Below are 17,914 nucleotides of genomic sequence, written 5' to 3'. Positions count from 1 at the left end.
AATTTTACTCCGCCCACTGTTTCGCCCAAGCAAGAGTTTGATGCACTTGCTCTATTGTCGGGGCTTCGCAGTAGAGGCGTAAAACTGGCTCAGTACCGCTAAACCTAATCATTAACCAGCTTTTATCAGCTAAACGATACTTATAGCCGTCAATTGTCTGGCAATCAATTACTGCTAACCCTGCAATTTCTGATAAGGGTTGGGTTTGCAGTTGTTGCAAAAGACGCGATCGCACTTCCATACTTGCTAAGGGTAAATCAATGCGATCATAAGCTGAGGTAAACCCTGTTTGTTTTTGCAAGTGGCGATAATACTCACCTAAATCCAAACTAGATTCTACAATCGCCTCTAGAACGTACAATGCTGACAGCAGGGCATCACGTTCGGGAATATGGCTACCATAGCCAATTCCTCCCGACTCTTCGCCGCCCAGCAATACTTTTGCTACTAACATTCTGTCAGCAATGTATTTATAACCAACTGCTGTCTCAAAGACTGATAGGTTATGTAGTGCTGCTACAAGGGGCATCAAGTCGGAACCACTGACAGTTTTGACTATTTCTCCAGTAAAACCGCGCCGCAGGGTTAAGTGGTCGATTAATATCGGGATTAATACTTGGGAACTTAGAAAGTTGGCTTCTCCATCTACAGCCGCGATGCGATCGCAGTCTCCATCAAATACCAACCCCACCGTTAAACCTGATTTATCGGTTTCTCGGTGAGTCTTGATGACTTCAAATAGCTTTGAAAGGTATTTAGGCAATGGTTCCGGCGCACCGCCACCAAATAGGGGATCGCGATCGCTGTTGATTTCTTTGACCTGATTGCCTAGTAGTCTTGCCAATCCACTAGCAGCAGCGCCATGCATGACATCAGCAAATAACGTTAGTTTGCCAGATGCGATCGCTTCTCGAAGTTTGGCGATATCAACTTTACCTTCTAGTGCTTGGGTATAACTGGGCCAAGGATCGAATTTTTCTTGCTTGCCTGGGGTAGCTGCTAGTGGTACTCCCACTGATAACTGCGCTTCTATCTCTTTTGTGACTTCTGGCGGTACCGATCCACCAAAATAACCCTTGACTTTTAATCCCAAATATGAACCTGGATTATGGCTAGCTGTAATTACCAGCGCCCCTAAAGCGTTGAGTTGTTTTGCTGCCCAACTATAAGCTGGGGTTGGGGCATAGCTCTCGCTCAATAGCACATCAAAGCCGACAGCGGTGACAGTATCGGCAACAGCACGAGCAAAGTCTTCGGCCATGAATCGGCGATCGTAACCGACAATTATTGTCCGGCTACCCACCGTAGAAAAATATGTATCATATAATACTTTTGCGGCGACTGGCGCGACCAGGGCTAGGCGTTCAAAGGTGAACTCGTCACCAATAACGCCCCGCCAGCCGTCTGTACCAAACTTGATTGAGTTAGCTACAACTGGCATCTAGGTATCCTAACTGTCTACTTGAGGATTCTAGCATTTATACAGTGTATAAAGTAAAAAAAGAATCTAGTAATAATATGTACTAATAATATTCAACATAAAAGTGAGCAAATTTATGCATTGTAGAGGTGTAATGTCTAACGGCACGTATACGCCTACCACATTTAAAAAAGGATAGCGCTTTTGTAGCATACTGTTTCCAGGACTTACGCAACTGGCACAAGCAATGGTGCCAGTTGCGTAAGTCCTGTGGTATACAAGCCCTTGCAGCATATTTTTCACATGGTCAATCTTGCTTAAACCATCATTGTCTGGATTGAAAATACGATAATCTATTACCCAGAAATTGAGAGTTTTAGGATTAACATATATGCAATTTACTATTCCTATCCCTCTAATAACGCCATGTTCATTACCACTATACTGCCTTCGTACTATTTCTATTTCCTCCGAAAATCTTTTATCTAAAACTGTATCATCAAATATAATATAAGCATCCTCGTCAGGGACAATTAAATCTTGGACATTATCCCAAAGTAAACGAGGAGTTAATTTTTCATTCTTTAAATAATAATTTGTTTTATCATGACTAATATTTGACAAATGTTCTGCTTGATTAGTCATTGTATAGTTAATTTGGCTGCTCAGTAAATATTGACAATAATTAAGTTTAGTAAATTTCATCACTAACCAACTTTTTAATACACTTTTATCAATTTTCTCATAAAATTTTGAACAACAAGATACATCATTGATTATTGTTACTAATTTGAGCAAAGCCAATCAAACACATTCTCGCTAATTGAATACGTATGTACTACTAGCTAGCGATCGCACTGTGCCAGTTGCGTAAGTCCTGTTACCTAACGACTTGATAAAAGAAGCAATGGGAGGGGCTTACAAATCTGGAGGCGGGAAAGTAGGGTTTTACAGAAGGTTATGTTGGGATAAGCCATCTCCTACTGTTACCACAAGTCCTTACCAAAAGGCTACAGATATGTGTCATCCAGAGGAACTGCGTCCTCTAAGTGTTCGAGAGTGTGCCAGGATTCAAACCTTTCCAGACTCATGGATTTTCTCTGGTTCGACAGCCTCTAAGTACCGACAGATAGGTAATGCTGTACCTGGACTCTTAGCTAAAGCTATTGGTGACTATTTACATAGTTTAATTAGACAGGAGAAACCTAAAGGGATACCAGTCTTTGAACAGCTTTCACTATTTAATCACTAAATTCCTAGCCTGTTAATTATTTTAATACTTTTATTACTGAATTTGTTGCCAATAATTACTATCTTTTACATACAATGCTGCATGATTTTCAGCAATAGTTTGTCTAACAAAGGTAGCAAAGTATTCTTCAGAAAGATTAGAGCATCCTATTAATTGATTCAGTTCTTTCCAATAGTAAGCTCCATTTTGAGCATTGACTCTATGCCATTTCCGAATGACAGTTCCTTTACGGATACTACTGCTCGAACTATTTTCAGAATTACTACGGTTTTTAACTTGTAATAGCTCACCTTTCTTGGTGCAAAAATCAACCTTATTTATAGTTTCACCCCAAGCACAGTACCAACCATAAAATGATAATTTTTCGGCAGGATATTCTTCTAAAAGAAGACCCAATATGTTTTCTGCCGACATGGAAAGACGATGAGCATACTTTATGTGATTAATGCCATCAGTGCTGAGAGTAGGTAAACGAGCGGAAAGAATCGTGTCAATAATTTTGTCAGAAACAGTGCCTATATTCTTACTAGTTCGCTTTGAGGCTCGATTATTATAACCGCCAAAATACTTATTTAACCACTTAGTAATGATAATCTAAGCGAGAATTGCATACTTTTAAATATGGAAATAATTCAGGCGAATTACAACAGACGAATAAAACTGTTTTTACAGAATCATTCCAGAACATCCCAAAACGAAGTTTTGCGATATTTTCAGCTTCTGACATGATCAGATTGGCATCAAAATCCGGTATTTTTAGGTTATTGCTCACAGTTACTATTGGGTAAAATCTGCTGTTTAAGTTACTTGTTCTAGTTTTCCCAACAATTCACAAGGAGTAATACCCAAAGCCTTACCTAACTCCAAAAACTTCACCATGTCCAAACTTTGTTTGTCAAGCTCATATTTATAGATACACAAATCTCAATAATCAAATATTTCTATATATAAACATTAACAATCCTTAATAGTTAATACTATTAAGGATTGTTAACATGAGCAAAAACTGCTCACAAAGCTGATTGTTCCTTAAAAATCATCGAGAAACTGACTAAGGCGACTGATTACGGGGTCAACCTCTTGAGGAGGGGTAGCAACAGTATAAGAAGTATTATTTACTACTTCTAATTGAGTTGGAGACGGAATGAACGATCGATCGTTGACTATGAGCGCCAGTTGTGCAACTTGTTGAGAAAGTTGCAGTAGATGATGTTCCATCGCCTCCAAACGATTAGATCCCTTGGCAAAAAAACGTTCCTCAAGTCCAGCCACTTGACGTTGCAGTTCACCGATTTGTTGATCAATTGGTGTTGTTGCTGCTGTTTGTGGAGCAGGTTGTACAGGTTCCGGTACACATAAAGATTGCCATAAGGCTTCTTTACAGAGGTCGCTGAAAGTCTTGTCTGGTTGTTTTTCCAAATAACTTTCTACTTGCGCTAACAAGCTTTCATCAGCAAGCTCTGGGTTGAACGTGACGGATTTAACTACCTTTTTTGACCATTGGAACATCAGCTTTATGCCCTAGCAGCGCGATTGGAGGATAATTGTGCCTCTCCATAAATATACTGCCCCAAAGCATTCGCCTGACGGGAAGGTGCTGCTAAATGAGCATTAATCTTTGCTTCTTTGAGCAGACGTTGAACGTCGTCCCAGAAGAACTCACCACCCCCACCAGTCAGAATCACATCGGTGACGCGTTCTGGCAACCAGGCTAACACACGGCTACAGATTTCGCGCGAAAACATCTCTGTGAGGTTGGGAAGAAAATCGTCTAGGTTGGTGGGCTTGCTAGCGCCTTTAGGACGGTAAAAGCGTTCGCCTCTGGGTTTGTTTACAGCGGAAATCAGCGCTAGAGATTGACTATCTGCTCCCTCAATTTCGGCAGACACCAATTCATAAAACTTATTCATCCCGAAGTCTTCACTCTTAGAAGCACCTCTGGCAAAACGGAAGTTATCTACCATCAAAAGATCGACGGTTTGATGTCCAATATCGACGATCGCCACCGATATTTTTGTAAAATCAGGACTGCCAGGGTTTTTCTTGGGTTGAGCTTCAGACCACAGCAAGCTGCCGTAACCTTCTGGCATTACCCATACCTTACTGACGTTCAGCGACACAGATTCGCCTCGGAAGTTCAACACATGAGGGCCACCGACTTGGCTAATTAACTGTGCTTTTTCCTTTTCAAATTGCTCTAAGGAAAGAAAAGGCAGACCTAGTACGACTGAGATATCATCTCTGAGTTTGAAGTAGCCAGCACTTGCTAACACTTTTACCAGTGCAGCCTCTACCTTAGATTGTCCGACTCCTAAATTCGCCCCAAAATCGGCTGCCAGTTGACCAACAGCATATCCATTTCCTTGATACTCCAGCCACAAATCCATTAAGGGGTCAGTAGCCCTGGCTTCAAAAACACCACCGCGTACTTGTTCGATTGACATCTGCTTGACGTTGGCAGGTACGAACACCACACTGCCGGGTTCACGACTCACACAAGTTTTTGTGGAAGTTCTTCCTAAGTCAACACTGAGAATGGTTTTTCCCGGAACACCGGCTGGCTTGGGAGGATTATTATTAACAGCATTCATGGGAGTCGATGCTAACGGCTGCCTATTCATGGGTATAGCAGCAGCATTGATTGGGGTAGCGGCGGAAGGTTGGTCTGTCATGAAAGCTCCTAGTTCAAACTTAACTGTAAAAAGTTGTCATGCTCATCTTACAAAAATGCGAGCAACCAGAAATTCTAGGTTGCGTCAAGTGTAGCTAGAAATACGCCAAAAATTAATTCCGGCGATACCTCTGGTGGGCTTTGCCAACGCACATCTAGTATTATTTGGCATAGTGTAGGCGAATTTTGGCCAGATGTAACCCCTGCTTTCACTGCTTTCAAACCAAAAGCGTCCGTGTTTCATCTTCTAGTGCGTCTTAACTGGCGCTTGAATATCCAGAAAACAAATGCTAGAACCAAACCGCCAAGTACGATTTTGGATACAGGAGCAAGGTACTTGTCCACAAGTTCATACTGACTACCCAATATGTATCCTGAGTATGTTAACAAACCCACCCAAGCAGCGCTACCTAATGTTGTGTAAAACAAAAATGGTAGCAAAGGCATATTGCTAATACCTGCGGGAACAGAAATCAAGGTGCGGATTCCTGGCACAAGACGACCAATTAATACTGCTGTTCTACCTTGTCGATCAAACCACTCTTTGGCCTTGGTGATGTCTTTACTGGATATGGCCAGCCATTTGCCATACTTGTCAGCCCAAGCTTTCAAACGGATTTCACCCAAAAACTTACCCGGATAGTACCAAATAAGTGCGCCCAATACAGAACCCAAAAGTCCTGCGAAAAATACACCAATAATATTCAGCTTTGCCCCTCCTGGTTGATATGGACTTGCTGTAAATCCAGCCAGTGGCATAATCAATTCTGAAGGAATGGGGGGGAAAAGGTTCTCTAAAAACATTAGTAGGGCGATTCCCCAATAGCCAAAATAGTTGATAGTATTAGTTATCCATTCAAGCATTGAGTCAATTCCTGAAATTGCTGGACTAGTCTTGTTACTAAATTCAGCTTTAGCTTTTTTAAAGGGTAATTATCCCCGCTTGTTAGAGTCAAGGTAATTTGGCTACACTAAAAATTGACATTACAACTGAAAAACAGAGTAAGACAAGTGGAAGCTATAGTTCTGTTTCATTAATGTTGAGAGTTATAAAAGTTTGTAAGTAGCTCTAGCCCTTGAGATTGAACGATTTATCGCTGACTACAAACCTCCCAAAATTAATGGGACAGAGCAGTAGGTTTTGTTTTCTAATTTTTTAGATCCCCCTTAGCCTGCTTTTTAAAGGGACTAGGAAGGATCTAAAGACTTGATGGCAAATTTAAAAACATACTCTAGGTTTTCTGCTGAAGTTGGGGCTGTGGGGTAGCATGGAGAGAGAAGGGAGAAAATTTCACCTTGTCCGCCTCATCCCCTCATACCCTCTTCTTCTAGACTGTGGGGGTCAAAGATTGTACCCTTGGTTCCGATTCCCAGTCTAAGGGATTCCAAACTCGATCTTCCAGCGCCATCTGCTCAATTAAACTTGCAAGTCTCAGGGCTTTGAGAGCTTGTTCGCCACCTACTGAAGGTTGATTACCACCGTGTACGCAGTTGACAAAATGTTCTAATTCTGCACTCAGTGGTTGAATATTGCTGGTGTAAACTTTTTCAATTACACCATCTTGTCTATAAAGTACTTGTCGGTGGTCGGTAAGAGAATTGGCAGCCGTTTGTCGGTGAATCAAAATTTCATTCTTGAGAAAATCTGCCTCAGTAAATGAATTTTTGCAATGGGCGACAATTCGGCGAATTTTGCGGTGGGTGACTTTACTGGCAGTCAGAGTAGCAACAATACCATTGGCAAACCCCAAGGTGGCGGTTACGTAATCTAAATAACCAGAGTCTAGGGAGCGAGTACCGCTAGCAGTCAATTTCGTTACTGGGGAAGCAGCTAATTCCAAAAGTAGGTCGATGTCATGGATCATTAAATCCAGCACAACTGAAACATCGTTTGCTCGATCTGAGTAAGGACTCATTCTGTGGGCTTCTAGCGCCAGTAATTCCTCTGTTTTTAGAACTTGGCTCAGTTCTTTAAAAGCTGGGTTAAAACGCTCAATATGACCTACTTGCAGGATACACCCAGACTCAGCCGCGGCATTTACCAAAGACTCTGCCTCAGAAATACTGGCTGCGATCGGTTTTTCAATCAAAACATGAATTCCCGCTAACAGACAGTTGATGCCCACGGCATAGTGCAGACGGGTGGGAACAGCTACACAAACTGCTTCCACAAGGGGTAGCAGATCGCAGTAATCTTCAAAAAAACGCACCTTGTACTTGCTGGCAGTTTCTAATCCTCGCTCGACGTTAATATCTGCCACTCCGACTAGTTCAACATCTTTCATTGAACTCAGCACGCGAGCGTGGTGTTGTCCCATGTTACCCACTCCAATCACGCCTATGCGGATTGGTCGTGGCTGGTTGCGCTGTGTATATGGATTCGGTTCTGCCACTGACATGCTATTTTGCACTATTATTCTCTCCTCAACCACCAAATTTAGAGACGCTACGGTCGTTGGCGTTTATACTCGAAAGCCGGTTACGATCCGTCTAAAACCATCCAGATGGTAACATAGAGCCTATGTTTATGAAGAATTTCAAAGTTTGTGATCGGTTCCCGTAATCCAAATATCTTTTGTATAGATATTTCGAGTTTGCTTTGGATTTTACACTTTCTACAAAAATATATGTATTTTTATTAACTTTAAAACTTTTAGTAAGACTTAAGTATAAATTCTCCTTGGCATTGCTTTCTGGCATCTTGTTAAGGTTTGATGCAGTGATTTGAAATCCAAAATTTGCAACCAAGATGAAAGCTGTAATTCTGTTATCTGGGGGATTGGACTCTTCCACAATTCTGTACAAAGCTCAAGCTGATGGCTGTGAATGTCATGCTATTTCCTTTGATTACCAGCAGCGACATCGACGAGAGTTACAGTCAGCGCTCAGTGTCGCTCAAAAAGCTGCGATCGCAAAACATCAGGTAGTTAACTTTGACTTACGGCAATGGGGCGGTTCCGCACTTACCGATGATGCCATTGATTTACCTCAGGAGCGATCGCTGGATGAAATGTCTCAAAATATTCCTGTAACTTATGTTCCAGCTCGTAATACCATCTTTTTAAGCTTTGCTCTTAGTTACGCCGAAGCGATCGCCGCAGAGCGTGTCTATATCGGCGTTAATGCCCTAGATTACTCAGGATATCCTGATTGTCGCCCCGACTATATCCAAGCAATGCAAGAAGTTTTTCGCCTGGGAACCAAACAAGGGCGTGAGGGACGACCAATTAATATTGTTGCACCCCTAATCAACTTGAAAAAAACCGAAATCATCCAATTGGGGAACCAATTGGGAGTTCCTTGGGAACTAACTTGGTCTTGCTATACGGGTGGAGATGTCGCCTGCGGTGTGTGTGATTCTTGTCGCTTACGGCTAGCAGCTTTTGCCGAATTAGGACTTGTCGATCCACTGGTGTATGCATAGTAGAGGCATTGGTCAAATAGGGTATTGAGAAGAGACAAAGGTAGAGACTTGTTCAATAATTCCCCCTTGTCTCCTCATCTCCTCTACTCCCCTGCTCCTCTGCTCTTCCCTCTTCCTCTAACCGTCGCAGTTGAATTTGATGTAGGCGTGGGCCAACAATTGATACCACGGTGAATTCGAGATTTTGATAACAAAAGGTTTCGCCTTTGGCAGGAATTTTCTGTAACTCATACAGCAAAAAACCCCCTAGTGTTTGGTATTCTCTGGTCAGAGGCAAATTGAGATGCAAAACTTCATTGAGGTCTTCAAGGTTGATTTGTGCTTGCACCAAAAATTTTTGCTCATCTAACATTTGAATCAGTAAGTCTTCACTGCTTTCAGATTCGCTGGGATCGCCAATAATTTCGGCAATCACATCTTTGATTGTCACTAGTCCCACAGTACCGCCAAATTCATTGACTACCATAACCATAGCGGGTTTCTCTTGCTGCATCATGGGCAAAAGTTCACTCAAGGGCGTGTGTTCTGGAACAAATCGGGCGGGACGCATCCAAGGTTGGATCTGTGTCTCTAAACTGAGCTTTCCTACAGCCAAAGGTTGTGCTAAATCTTTAAAATAAACAATACCGCGAACATCGTCCAAAGATTCACCAATCACAGGATAGCGAGAGTAACCAGTAGAAGCCATTTCCCTGAGTAATGTCTGAAAGGTAGCATCTTTTGGCAGCGTGACAATGCTGGTGCGCGGGATCATCACATCTTGGGCCATGACATCCCTAAACTCAAAGACATTATTGAGCAATTCTCGCTCTGCACGCTGTAAACCAGTAGACCCCCATTCTGTAGAGATGATCAGTTGCAATTCTTCAGGAGTTACAGGCGGTCGCCAGCCTTGACCTGTGTATTGAATGCCAAAAATTCGTAGTAAAAAACGAGTTGATTGGTTAAGAATCCAGATGAAGGGGCCAAAAAAACGCACGATCGCTTTTACGGGAGGCCCCAAAAACCTCGCTAGCTGTTCTGAGTACAGCATGGCTAAGGATTTGGGACATAATTCTCCGATCACAATTTGCAAATAGGCAATCAAGAAAAAGGCGATAGGAATTGATAGGGAATGGGCGAGGAAGGTAGTCATCCCACTGGGTAAAGGCCAGGATTTTAACCACGCATTCACCAGCACGACAATCGTACTTTCGCCAATCCATCCCAGTGCCAAACTAGAGAGGGTAATGCCTAATTGGGTGGTAGATAGCAGTCGGTCAATACTGCGTTGTAACATTTCTACAGCGATCGCTGGAATATCCCCAGCCTTAACTAGCTGGTGAATACGCGATCGCCGCACGCTCACCATCGAAAACTCCGCCGTTACAAAAAAGGCATTTATGGCAATCAGTAGTAACACTGACAACAACCGCAGCGCCACTTCTATCAAACTTAAATTAGGAAAACCACTTACCGCCAAAGCTCGTGTAAAACTCACGTCCTCCATTTAGGGGGAATAGGGAATAGTAAAAAATAACAGATAATTACCAATGCCCAATGTCCAATGCTTTTTCTACCTTTCTACAGGAATATTCGATGCCTCTAGCTTCAATTGTTGAGCGGGATAATCAGTGAGAGCAAGTGATATTTTCTTGACATCATCAAGTAAAGCTGTAGGAATGCTCACTGTACCTGAAAATACTGGCCCATTTACAGGCAATTCTGTTGGTAAACCCTCTGTACTTGCACTCAGGGTTCGTCCTTTGTCATCGGTAACATCTAAAAAACTATACAAGAAGCGCACAGAATCCTTACCTTTGTTCTGCATTTTCACTTTCAGTAGTAAATCACCGCCAGAGTAGCGAGCAGATTGCACAGTCATTGTTACACCCTGACTTTGGGCTGTAACCGGAAAACCTGGTAGGGGCTTTTCTTCAACTACTTCTGGGGGTTTTTCCTCTGGCTTCTGCTTGCTGCTATTGGTTTCTTCATCATCTTCTTCTGGCTTTTCCGATTTAGCGGCTTTGGTCTTACCCTCAATTCGCGCCTTGACAATTTTTAGAATCTCTTCCTCTTTTAATAGTACCAACCCTGCCTGTTGAGAGTTATTTGCCTTATTGCTGGCAAATTTGGTTGTGGGACGTCCATCTGGTGTAGTCACGCCTTTAAGTGCTGAACTCCCCAGTTCAAAGCCCAAAAAAGCGCTCACAGAACCTGCTCCCATCATCAGAATTAACAAAATCAAAGTAAGAAGTACAGTAGAATTTATTTTCATCGCTGAAAAGCTATCACAATAGAATGCTGGTCTATTTAAGAATAGTGAAGCTTTTGACCTCAATCCTTAAAGGAACTCAATCAATATTAGTTTGCACTATATCTATGATCAAATTATCTAGTATAAAAATCTAGTAAACTATTATCCAGTATTCACACGTGGTAAATATGTGCTATATTCATGGAATTGGCTAAACTCAGTGCGGGAGGTATTTTTCTCACTCTAAAATTAGCAAATGAGGTTGACTTAAGAGTTGAAGTAATTAACTTGTAGCAACCCAGAACCTTACAAAACAAGCGCCTTTGGCCGATTGGGGAGGCAACGAACTCATAATTCGTCTTCAGGCTGGTTCGATTCCAGCAGGGCGCACTGAATCATCAAAAACTACTAATAGAAAGGCATTGGGATTAGGGGAGAGATGACAGGTGATAGGGAATAATCTGTACCCTATTCCCTTGTTGACTCCCCACTCCCCAATCTTACCGAGATGGTAAAGTTTCAAACCGGAATTCAGTTCCGACTTTAAGTTTGTTGCTATAGCGAGGAGACATCATTAGCGATGTGTCATAAGGATTTGGTAAATCAGGAGTACGAATATAAGGATCGTTGCCAACTTGCTGAGTCAGGGCATCATGATATAAAGTATTAACCAACTCGGCATCGCGGGCAATTTCATTTTCTGGAAAGGAGCCACCGAAACCAGTACCAGATCCGAGAAATGAGTCTAGCTGACGCTTGATGCTGCCATTTTCGTAGAAATTGCGATCGTGACGAAAATAAGCTCGTTCAAATACATCATTCGTAGTTTCAGTATTGGGTGTTGCCGTTTGGGCAGATGCAATAGAAGGAAAAGCAATACCAGCAGCAAGTAGTACCAATAAACCGCCAAAGGTTTTAAATTTTATACGCACGTTTTTGATTCCTCAACTTTTGCTTTAGGCGAATCTTAATTTATGCTGAAGTTCAGAACTCTGATGAGTTCAACCTTTGGTGTAGCACAACTTTTAATGTTTTGTAATGACGTATCCTACTGAAACTCTTACCCACTCAGATATTTGGGCAACCACTTCTGAGTTAACTACTTTGCGCCACAAACTACTAGATTTATTTTGCCAACTTGCTTATCAAGAGGGTGATTTTCTCCTCTCTTCTGGGCTGCGTAGTTCTTATTACGTGAATAAAACACAGGTAACACTCCATCCTCAAGGCGCTTTGGCGGTTGGACGGTTACTATTTCCTTTATTACCTGTAGATACACAGGCTGTAGGTGGGTTAACAATGGGAGCTGACCCGATTGTGACAGCAGTGAGTATAGTTTCTGTTTATGAAAACCGTCCAATACCAGCGCTAATTATTCGCAAGGAAGCCAAGGGTTATGGAACGAAAGCTTATATAGAAGGCCCCAGTTTACCAGAGGGTGCAAAAGTAGTAGTTTTGGAAGATGTAGTAACAACTGGGCAATCTGCTCTAAAAGCAGTTGAACGTCTTAAAGATGCAGGTTATACCGTGAGTCAAGTAATTTCACTGGTAGACAGAGAGCAAGGAGGAGGTGAGTTGTACCAGTCAGCAGGGTTGAAGTTTGAAACTTTGTTTTCGATTCGGGAAGTTCAAGAACGCTACCGACAACTTGCGAATTCATGAATAAAAGGAGATAAATATGCAAGCAACTATATCTACAGAACTAACACAAGAAAAAGTTGAGAAAGCTGTGAACGCAATTCTTGAAGTACTAGGAAAACCAGAAAACGATTTACACCACAAAGCGCTAACAGCTTTTCAGAGTGGCGATCATCAAACTGTAAAGAGACTGGCATCTACCAACCTGACTGATAATTATTGCAAAGCTTTGGGATACCTGGGAGGAGCGCTGAAGCTTACTCCAAACACCGATACTATTTTGGCGGAATCGGCTCGTAGTGCAGCTGAATTTGTGAAAGAAAAAGCATTGCAGCACCTTGGTATTAAGATCGCTGATGCTTTGAATTAACCAATGCAATGAGTTTGCGCGATCGCTCTAAACAAATCAAAAAAACCCTCCTGAAAAACTTTTCAAGAGGGTTTGTGTAAGTATCTAATGCTCCATTGGATCGTCTCTCCCAATGCCAAGCGATCGCAGTTGTAATTTCTATGCCTTCCGGTTCCGTCCTGCATTAGTAAAACTGTTTATGGCGCAAATCAGCTAAATAATAGCCAGCTTTTACAGATTCAAGGCGAAATAGCTCAATGGCTACCTGCTGTTTGGTAATGCCGTACAAAAGCTCAAAATCATCGAAATTAATACTTATCGGCAAGTGCTTGTAAAATAGTTTGCCTTTTTTGAAATGCCATCCACCAACTACGCGTTCAATTACGCGATAGTAGTCGGGATGATAAACATTTGTGTCCATTTGCTATATTCCAAATATCAAGCTATTCCAGATTGGCAAGAGAAAGTGCGATCGGTGCTCTATGAATTGATCGAGACAGAACAACGATGCCTACAGCGAGCTACGCTAACGCTCAAGAATGAAAAACTTTTTATAAGGACAGACTTAGATATCTTAAGATTAGTAAACAGGAATCGTTATTTTAATTACACCAACAAAACAACTTTTAGAAAAGTTGTAGAAAAGCTTGTACGGCTTGCAACCGAGAGAATCAAGAAAGACGATTGGGAGATTAAGCCACAGGAATTACGAATTTAGGCGATCGCAACATCTTTATCAATTATCCACATTCACTTAAAACACCCCTGCGTCGAGCGGTGTTTTTGTTTGACAATCAAAAAGATAGAACCTTCCGTCTTTAAAGATTTTTCATATTCACAAAATCATCAACGCATTTGCTAACCCACTTCATTTGAACTAATTATGTTCTGTAATTAACCAGAATTTGGGCTAATTTAGCACAATATTAATATCGTCAATTGTGGTAGTTGCAACAAGACAAAAAACCACAAGCAAGTCCTAGCCAGAAAAATCGTTCTCTCTCAACAAAAGCCAGCAGCGGGATTTGAACTCGCGACCTTCCGATTACAAGTCGGATGCACTACCACTGTGCTATGCTGGCAAGTTTGACGAGGACTTTTAATTAGTAACCACAATTTCTTATTGTACCATAATCCATTTATTTGTCTAGCTGTAAATTCTAAAAAATATCTAGCTTTTCAGAAATAAAGCTAAAAGACCAGAAATTTTAGCAATATCGCTGCTCGTCTACGCCTAGATAGTTTTTCTGGTGTTGCCATTGTGATGAACCAGAAAAAATCAGTGATTCCGATCGCTGATAAAGTTAATAAATTAATATTCATAGCAAAAGCTAACTCAAATCCTGGGCTGAACGCAAAAATATCTAGTCAGTTCTGAAACTATATTTTCTTGGCACGGTTGAATAAAGGAACAGAAATATATAATTATTTTTTACAGATTACAAGCATGGCAGCATTGCTCGGACGAGATTTATTAAGTCTAGCGGACATCAGTACTACGGAACTTCAAGAACTCCTGCAATTGGCAACTCAACTTAAATTACAACAGTTGAAGTTGCAGTGTAATAAAGTTTTAGGGTTGTTGTTCTCCAAAGCTTCAACTCGCACGCGCGTAAGTTTTACTGTGGCGATGTACCAACTGGGTGGGCAGGTAATCGATCTCAACCCTAATGTCACTCAAGTTAGTCGCGGGGAACCTTTGCAGGATACAGCACGGGTGTTAGATCGATATCTGGATATTTTGGCAATTCGCACTTTTGCCCAGCAGGATTTGGAAACTTTTGCTCACTACGCCAAGATTCCGGTGATTAATGCGCTTACCGATGCAGAACATCCTTGTCAGGTATTAGCGGATTTATTGACGATTCAAGAAAGCTTTAACACTCTTGCTGGGTTAACTTTAACCTACGTGGGTGATGGGAATAATGTGGCTAATTCTTTGATGTTAGGCTGTGCTTTGGTGGGGATGAATGTCAAAATTGCTACTCCTAGCGGATATGAGCCAGATTATAGGATTGTAGAGCAAGCAAGAGCGATCGCTAATAACAAAACTGAAGTCCTTCTGACTCACGATCCAGAATTAGCTGCTAAGGGAGCTGCTGTACTTTACACTGATGTTTGGGCGAGTATGGGGCAAGAGGCAGAAGCAGACAACCGGATGCCAATTTTCCAGCCTTATCAAATTTCAGAGCAGCTATTAAGTCTTGCCGATCCAGAGGCAATTGTTTTACACTGCTTACCAGCCCATCGCGGTGAAGAAATTACCGAATCTGTTATTGAAGGTTCCCAATCACGAGTTTGGGAACAGGCAGAAAATCGTCTCCACGCGCAAAAGGCTTTACTTGCAAGTCTTTTAGGGGCAGAGTAAGAAAATAGGGCACAGGGGATAGAGTATCTTTTCTTCCTTATAACCTGTAAGCTCTAACCTGTAACCTGTAATATTCTTATTTGTCAAAAGGCAAAAGAGAAGAAAATAATTTTGCTTTTGCCTTTGATATTTTTACTTTTCTCTTGTTATGGGGAGTTTTTTGTAGTACTAATGTTCTAGAGACATTTATAATTACTTCCTGCAAATTTATGGAACGTCTAACAGAAGCTCAACAAGAACTTTACGAATGGTTGGCAGAATACATCCGATCGCACCAGCATTCGCCTTCAATTAGGCAAATGATGCAAGCGATGAACTTGAAGTCACCAGCCCCAATTCAAAGCCGTTTAGAACATTTACGGACTAAAGGATATATAGAATGGACTGAAGGACAAGCGCGAACGATTCGGATTTTGCGTCCTGTTAAGCAAGGTGTGCCAATTTTGGGGACAATCGCTGCTGGTGGTTTAATAGAACCGTTTACTGATGCTGTAGATCATTTAGACTTTTCTAATTTCGATTTACCTCCCCAAACTTACGCTTTGCGGGTAGCTGGCGATAGCATGATTGAAGATTTAATTACTGATGGCGATGTGGTATTTCTGCGTCCAGTAGCAGAACCAAATCATTTAAAAAATGGTACTATCGTCGCCGCTAGAGTAGATGGATTTGGTACGACATTAAAACGTTTTTATCGCCAAGGCGATCGCGTTACCCTTAAACCAGCAAATCCTAAGTACAATCCCATTGAAGTCATGGCTCAGCAAGTACAGGTGCAGGGTTCTCTCATTGGTGTATGGCGGGGTTACAACTGAGTAATGGGGAGTGGGGAGTAGGGAATGGGAAATGGGAAAGATAAGTACCAATGACCAATGACTAATGACTAAATAAATATGTACCTGACGAAAAATTCAGTGCAGCAACTGCCCACTTTTCGGTTGAAATTACCGTTTGCAAAAGAAAGTAAGGGCAGTTATTACACTCCGCAACCATTACCAGGATGCCCAAGAATGCCTGTGTCTCTGCAATTACGGCAATATCAGCGAGAAGCGATCGCTAGCTGGTTTACCAACAATGGCAGAGGGACGCTGAAAATGGCTACTGGTAGTGGTAAAACGATTACCGCACTAGCGATCGCTTGTGAATTATATCAGCAGATTAATTTACAAGTGTTGTTGGTGGTATGTCCCTACCGCCATCTCGTCACCCAATGGGCGCGAGAATGTGAAAAATTTAATTTGCAACCCATTTTAGCCTTTGAGAATCTACGCACTTGGCAAAGTCAACTTTCTACCCAAATTTATAATCTGCGTTCTGGTTCTCAAAGGTTTGTCACTGTGATTACTACGAACTCCACATTAATTGGAGATGGGTTTGGATCTCAACTCAAATATTTTCCCGCCAAAACTTTAATTATTGGGGATGAGGCGCATAATTTAGGCGCACCCAAGTTAGAAGAAAGTTTACCGCGTCGGGTTGGGTTGAGATTGGCTTTATCTGCCACACCGGAGAGGTATTTTGATGATTTTGGTACGCAATCTCTATTTGATTATTTCGGCCCGGTTCTCCAGCCAGAGTTTACTTTGAGAGATGCGATCTCTCAAGGTGCTTTGGTACATTATCTCTATTATCCGGTGCTGGTGGAATTAACTGAAGCAGAAAGCATTGCCTATTTAAAGTTAACAAAAAGAATTGGGCGATCGCTACTATATAGAGAACGAGAAAATGGACAAGCAGGAAACTTTGAAAACAATGAAGATTTAAAACCATTATTGATGCAAAGAGCAAGGTTAATTGGTGCGGCAGAAAATAAATTAACCGCTTTGCGGGATTTAATGATCGCTCGCCGCGAAACTACTCACACACTTTTTTATTGTAGTGATGGTTCCCAAGAGGCGGGACAACGTTCATCGCTACGCCAACTTAAAGCTGTTGCTAAAATTCTCGGAGTGGATTTAGGGTACAAGGTAAGTACCTATACAGCACAAACAACTTTACAAGAAAGGGAAATTTTACGGCATCAATTTGAAAGTGGGGAATTGCAAGGTTTAGTCGCAATTCGTTGTTTAGATGAAGGTGTCGATATTCCAGCAATTCAAACTGCGGTGATTTTATCAAGTTCTGGTAATCCTCGCCAATTTATTCAGCGACGGGGGCGAGTTTTACGTCCTCATCCAGCTAAAGAACGCGCGACAATATTTGACATGATTGTTTTGCCACCAGATTTAGATAGAGAAACTATAGAAGTTGAGCGTAATCTTTTGAAAAAGGAATTGCGTCGCTTTGTAGAGTTTGCTGATTTAGCTGATAACGCAGGTGAAGCAAGAATGAAGTTACTTGATTTACAAAAGCGATATGGTTTACTAGATATTTGATGATGAACTATATAGTTGTATTATTTTGTAAAATTTTTCGAGTTTTGAAAAAAGAAGCATTAAGTATGAAATAATAAAATTATGAGTTTGATTATAATGGTATACAAGTTAAGTTTTTAAAGCCACTCACATTCCATTATGATCTAGATTAATATTAATAATACCAAAAAATAATTCAACA

16 protein-coding genes, 2 tRNA genes and 2 pseudogenes are annotated in these 17,914 nt (G+C 41.5%); 8 read left to right on the top strand and 12 right to left on the bottom strand.

Features of this window, described 5'->3' with window-relative positions; genetic code table 11:
• Window positions 1-4: 4 nt before the first annotated feature.
• Together NLP_RS09280 and NLP_RS36015 are read right to left on the bottom strand one after the other, a co-directional pair.
• Window positions 5-1,441 (bottom strand): phosphoglucomutase/phosphomannomutase family protein, encoded by a 1,437-nt coding sequence (locus tag NLP_RS09280; RefSeq protein WP_104906149.1) that lies wholly within the window; start codon window positions 1,439-1,441, stop codon window positions 5-7.
• A 225-nt stretch (window positions 1,442-1,666) separates the two neighbouring features.
• A pseudogene (locus NLP_RS36015) lies at window positions 1,667-2,125 on the bottom strand (IS701 family transposase); the annotation flags it as partial.
• Between the two features lie 175 nt (window positions 2,126-2,300).
• On the opposite strand from NLP_RS36015, the pseudogene NLP_RS09270 reads away from it, so the two are divergent.
• Window positions 2,301-2,672, top strand: a pseudogene (locus tag NLP_RS09270) (DNA cytosine methyltransferase); the annotation flags it as partial.
• 33 nt (window positions 2,673-2,705) lie between these two features.
• Here NLP_RS09270 and NLP_RS09265 read toward each other — a convergent pair.
• The 5 genes from NLP_RS09265 to NLP_RS09245 all read right to left on the bottom strand — a co-directional run bounded on the left by NLP_RS09265 (window position 2,706) and on the right by NLP_RS09245 (window position 7,754).
• On the bottom strand, window positions 2,706-3,260 hold the full coding sequence (locus tag NLP_RS09265; protein ID WP_267894933.1) for a SinI family restriction endonuclease: 555 nt from the start codon (window positions 3,258-3,260) through the stop codon (window positions 2,706-2,708).
• A 441-nt stretch (window positions 3,261-3,701) separates the two neighbouring features.
• Window positions 3,702-4,181, bottom strand: coding sequence for a plasmid segregation centromere-binding protein ParR (locus NLP_RS09260; RefSeq protein WP_104906147.1), 480 nt, complete (start codon window positions 4,179-4,181; stop codon window positions 3,702-3,704).
• A 5-nt stretch (window positions 4,182-4,186) separates the two neighbouring features.
• A complete protein-coding gene (locus tag NLP_RS09255) occupies window positions 4,187-5,344 on the bottom strand; it encodes a ParM/StbA family protein (RefSeq protein WP_104906146.1) in 1,158 nt (385 codons plus the stop codon).
• A gap of 239 nt (window positions 5,345-5,583) precedes the next feature.
• The gene (locus tag NLP_RS09250; RefSeq protein WP_104906145.1) at window positions 5,584-6,207 is read right to left on the bottom strand and encodes a DedA family protein; all 624 of its coding nucleotides are present in this window, start codon (window positions 6,205-6,207) and stop codon (window positions 5,584-5,586) included.
• A 464-nt stretch (window positions 6,208-6,671) separates the two neighbouring features.
• On the bottom strand, window positions 6,672-7,754 hold the full coding sequence (locus tag NLP_RS09245; protein ID WP_104906144.1) for a Gfo/Idh/MocA family protein: 1,083 nt from the start codon (window positions 7,752-7,754) through the stop codon (window positions 6,672-6,674).
• 338 nt (window positions 7,755-8,092) lie between these two features.
• On the opposite strand from NLP_RS09245, the gene queC reads away from it, so the two are divergent.
• The gene (gene queC, locus NLP_RS09240) at window positions 8,093-8,767 is read left to right on the top strand and encodes a 7-cyano-7-deazaguanine synthase QueC (RefSeq protein ID WP_104906143.1); all 675 of its coding nucleotides are present in this window, start codon (window positions 8,093-8,095) and stop codon (window positions 8,765-8,767) included.
• Between the two features lie 52 nt (window positions 8,768-8,819).
• Here the strand turns inward: queC and NLP_RS09235 are convergent, their stop codons facing one another.
• Window positions 8,820-10,256 carry a hemolysin family protein gene (locus tag NLP_RS09235; protein WP_199784787.1) on the bottom strand — a complete coding sequence of 479 codons (1,437 nt, stop codon included), beginning with the start codon at window positions 10,254-10,256 and terminating at the stop codon, window positions 8,820-8,822.
• 66 nt (window positions 10,257-10,322) lie between these two features.
• Window positions 10,323-11,024: a hypothetical protein gene (locus tag NLP_RS09230; RefSeq protein WP_104906141.1), complete on the bottom strand. Its 702-nt coding sequence runs from the start codon at window positions 11,022-11,024 to the stop codon at window positions 10,323-10,325.
• Between the two features lie 296 nt (window positions 11,025-11,320).
• On the opposite strand from NLP_RS09230, the gene NLP_RS09225 reads away from it, so the two are divergent.
• A tRNA-Ile gene (locus tag NLP_RS09225) sits at window positions 11,321-11,393 on the top strand.
• A gap of 110 nt (window positions 11,394-11,503) precedes the next feature.
• On the opposite strand, the gene NLP_RS09220 is transcribed toward NLP_RS09225, so the two are convergent.
• Window positions 11,504-11,935 (bottom strand): hypothetical protein, encoded by a 432-nt coding sequence (locus tag NLP_RS09220; protein WP_104906140.1) that lies wholly within the window; start codon window positions 11,933-11,935, stop codon window positions 11,504-11,506.
• A gap of 106 nt (window positions 11,936-12,041) precedes the next feature.
• Between NLP_RS09220 and pyrE the strand changes: the two genes are divergently transcribed.
• Window positions 12,042-12,665: an orotate phosphoribosyltransferase gene (gene pyrE, locus NLP_RS09215; protein WP_104906139.1), complete on the top strand. Its 624-nt coding sequence runs from the start codon at window positions 12,042-12,044 to the stop codon at window positions 12,663-12,665.
• A 16-nt stretch (window positions 12,666-12,681) separates the two neighbouring features.
• A complete protein-coding gene (locus NLP_RS09210; protein ID WP_104906138.1) occupies window positions 12,682-13,011 on the top strand; it encodes a hypothetical protein in 330 nt (109 codons plus the stop codon).
• Between the two features lie 163 nt (window positions 13,012-13,174).
• Here the strand turns inward: NLP_RS09210 and NLP_RS34795 are convergent, their stop codons facing one another.
• The gene (locus NLP_RS34795) at window positions 13,175-13,411 is read right to left on the bottom strand and encodes a hypothetical protein (protein ID WP_234017259.1); all 237 of its coding nucleotides are present in this window, start codon (window positions 13,409-13,411) and stop codon (window positions 13,175-13,177) included.
• A 589-nt stretch (window positions 13,412-14,000) separates the two neighbouring features.
• Window positions 14,001-14,072, bottom strand: a tRNA-Thr gene (locus tag NLP_RS09195).
• 365 nt (window positions 14,073-14,437) lie between these two features.
• On the opposite strand from NLP_RS09195, the gene argF reads away from it, so the two are divergent.
• The 3 genes from argF (at window position 14,438) to NLP_RS09180 (ending at window position 17,733) form a co-directional block, all read left to right on the top strand.
• Window positions 14,438-15,358, top strand: coding sequence for an ornithine carbamoyltransferase (gene argF / locus NLP_RS09190; RefSeq protein WP_104906136.1), 921 nt, complete (start codon window positions 14,438-14,440; stop codon window positions 15,356-15,358).
• Window positions 15,359-15,567: 209 nt separating this feature from the next.
• Entirely contained in the window at window positions 15,568-16,173 is a 606-nt protein-coding gene (lexA, locus tag NLP_RS09185) for a transcriptional repressor LexA (protein ID WP_104909820.1), read from the top strand.
• Between the two features lie 78 nt (window positions 16,174-16,251).
• Complete coding sequence (locus tag NLP_RS09180; protein WP_104906135.1) at window positions 16,252-17,733, top strand: DNA phosphorothioation system restriction enzyme; 1,482 nt, start codon at window positions 16,252-16,254, stop codon at window positions 17,731-17,733.
• Window positions 17,734-17,914: the final 181 nt, after the last annotated feature.

It is taken from the genome of Nostoc sp. 'Lobaria pulmonaria (5183) cyanobiont', assembly GCF_002949795.1.
In the GTDB taxonomy this organism is placed as follows: domain Bacteria; phylum Cyanobacteriota; class Cyanobacteriia; order Cyanobacteriales; family Nostocaceae; genus Nostoc.
Note: the sequence above shows the minus strand (reverse complement) of the source record. Positions and strands in the feature narration are given on the sequence as shown.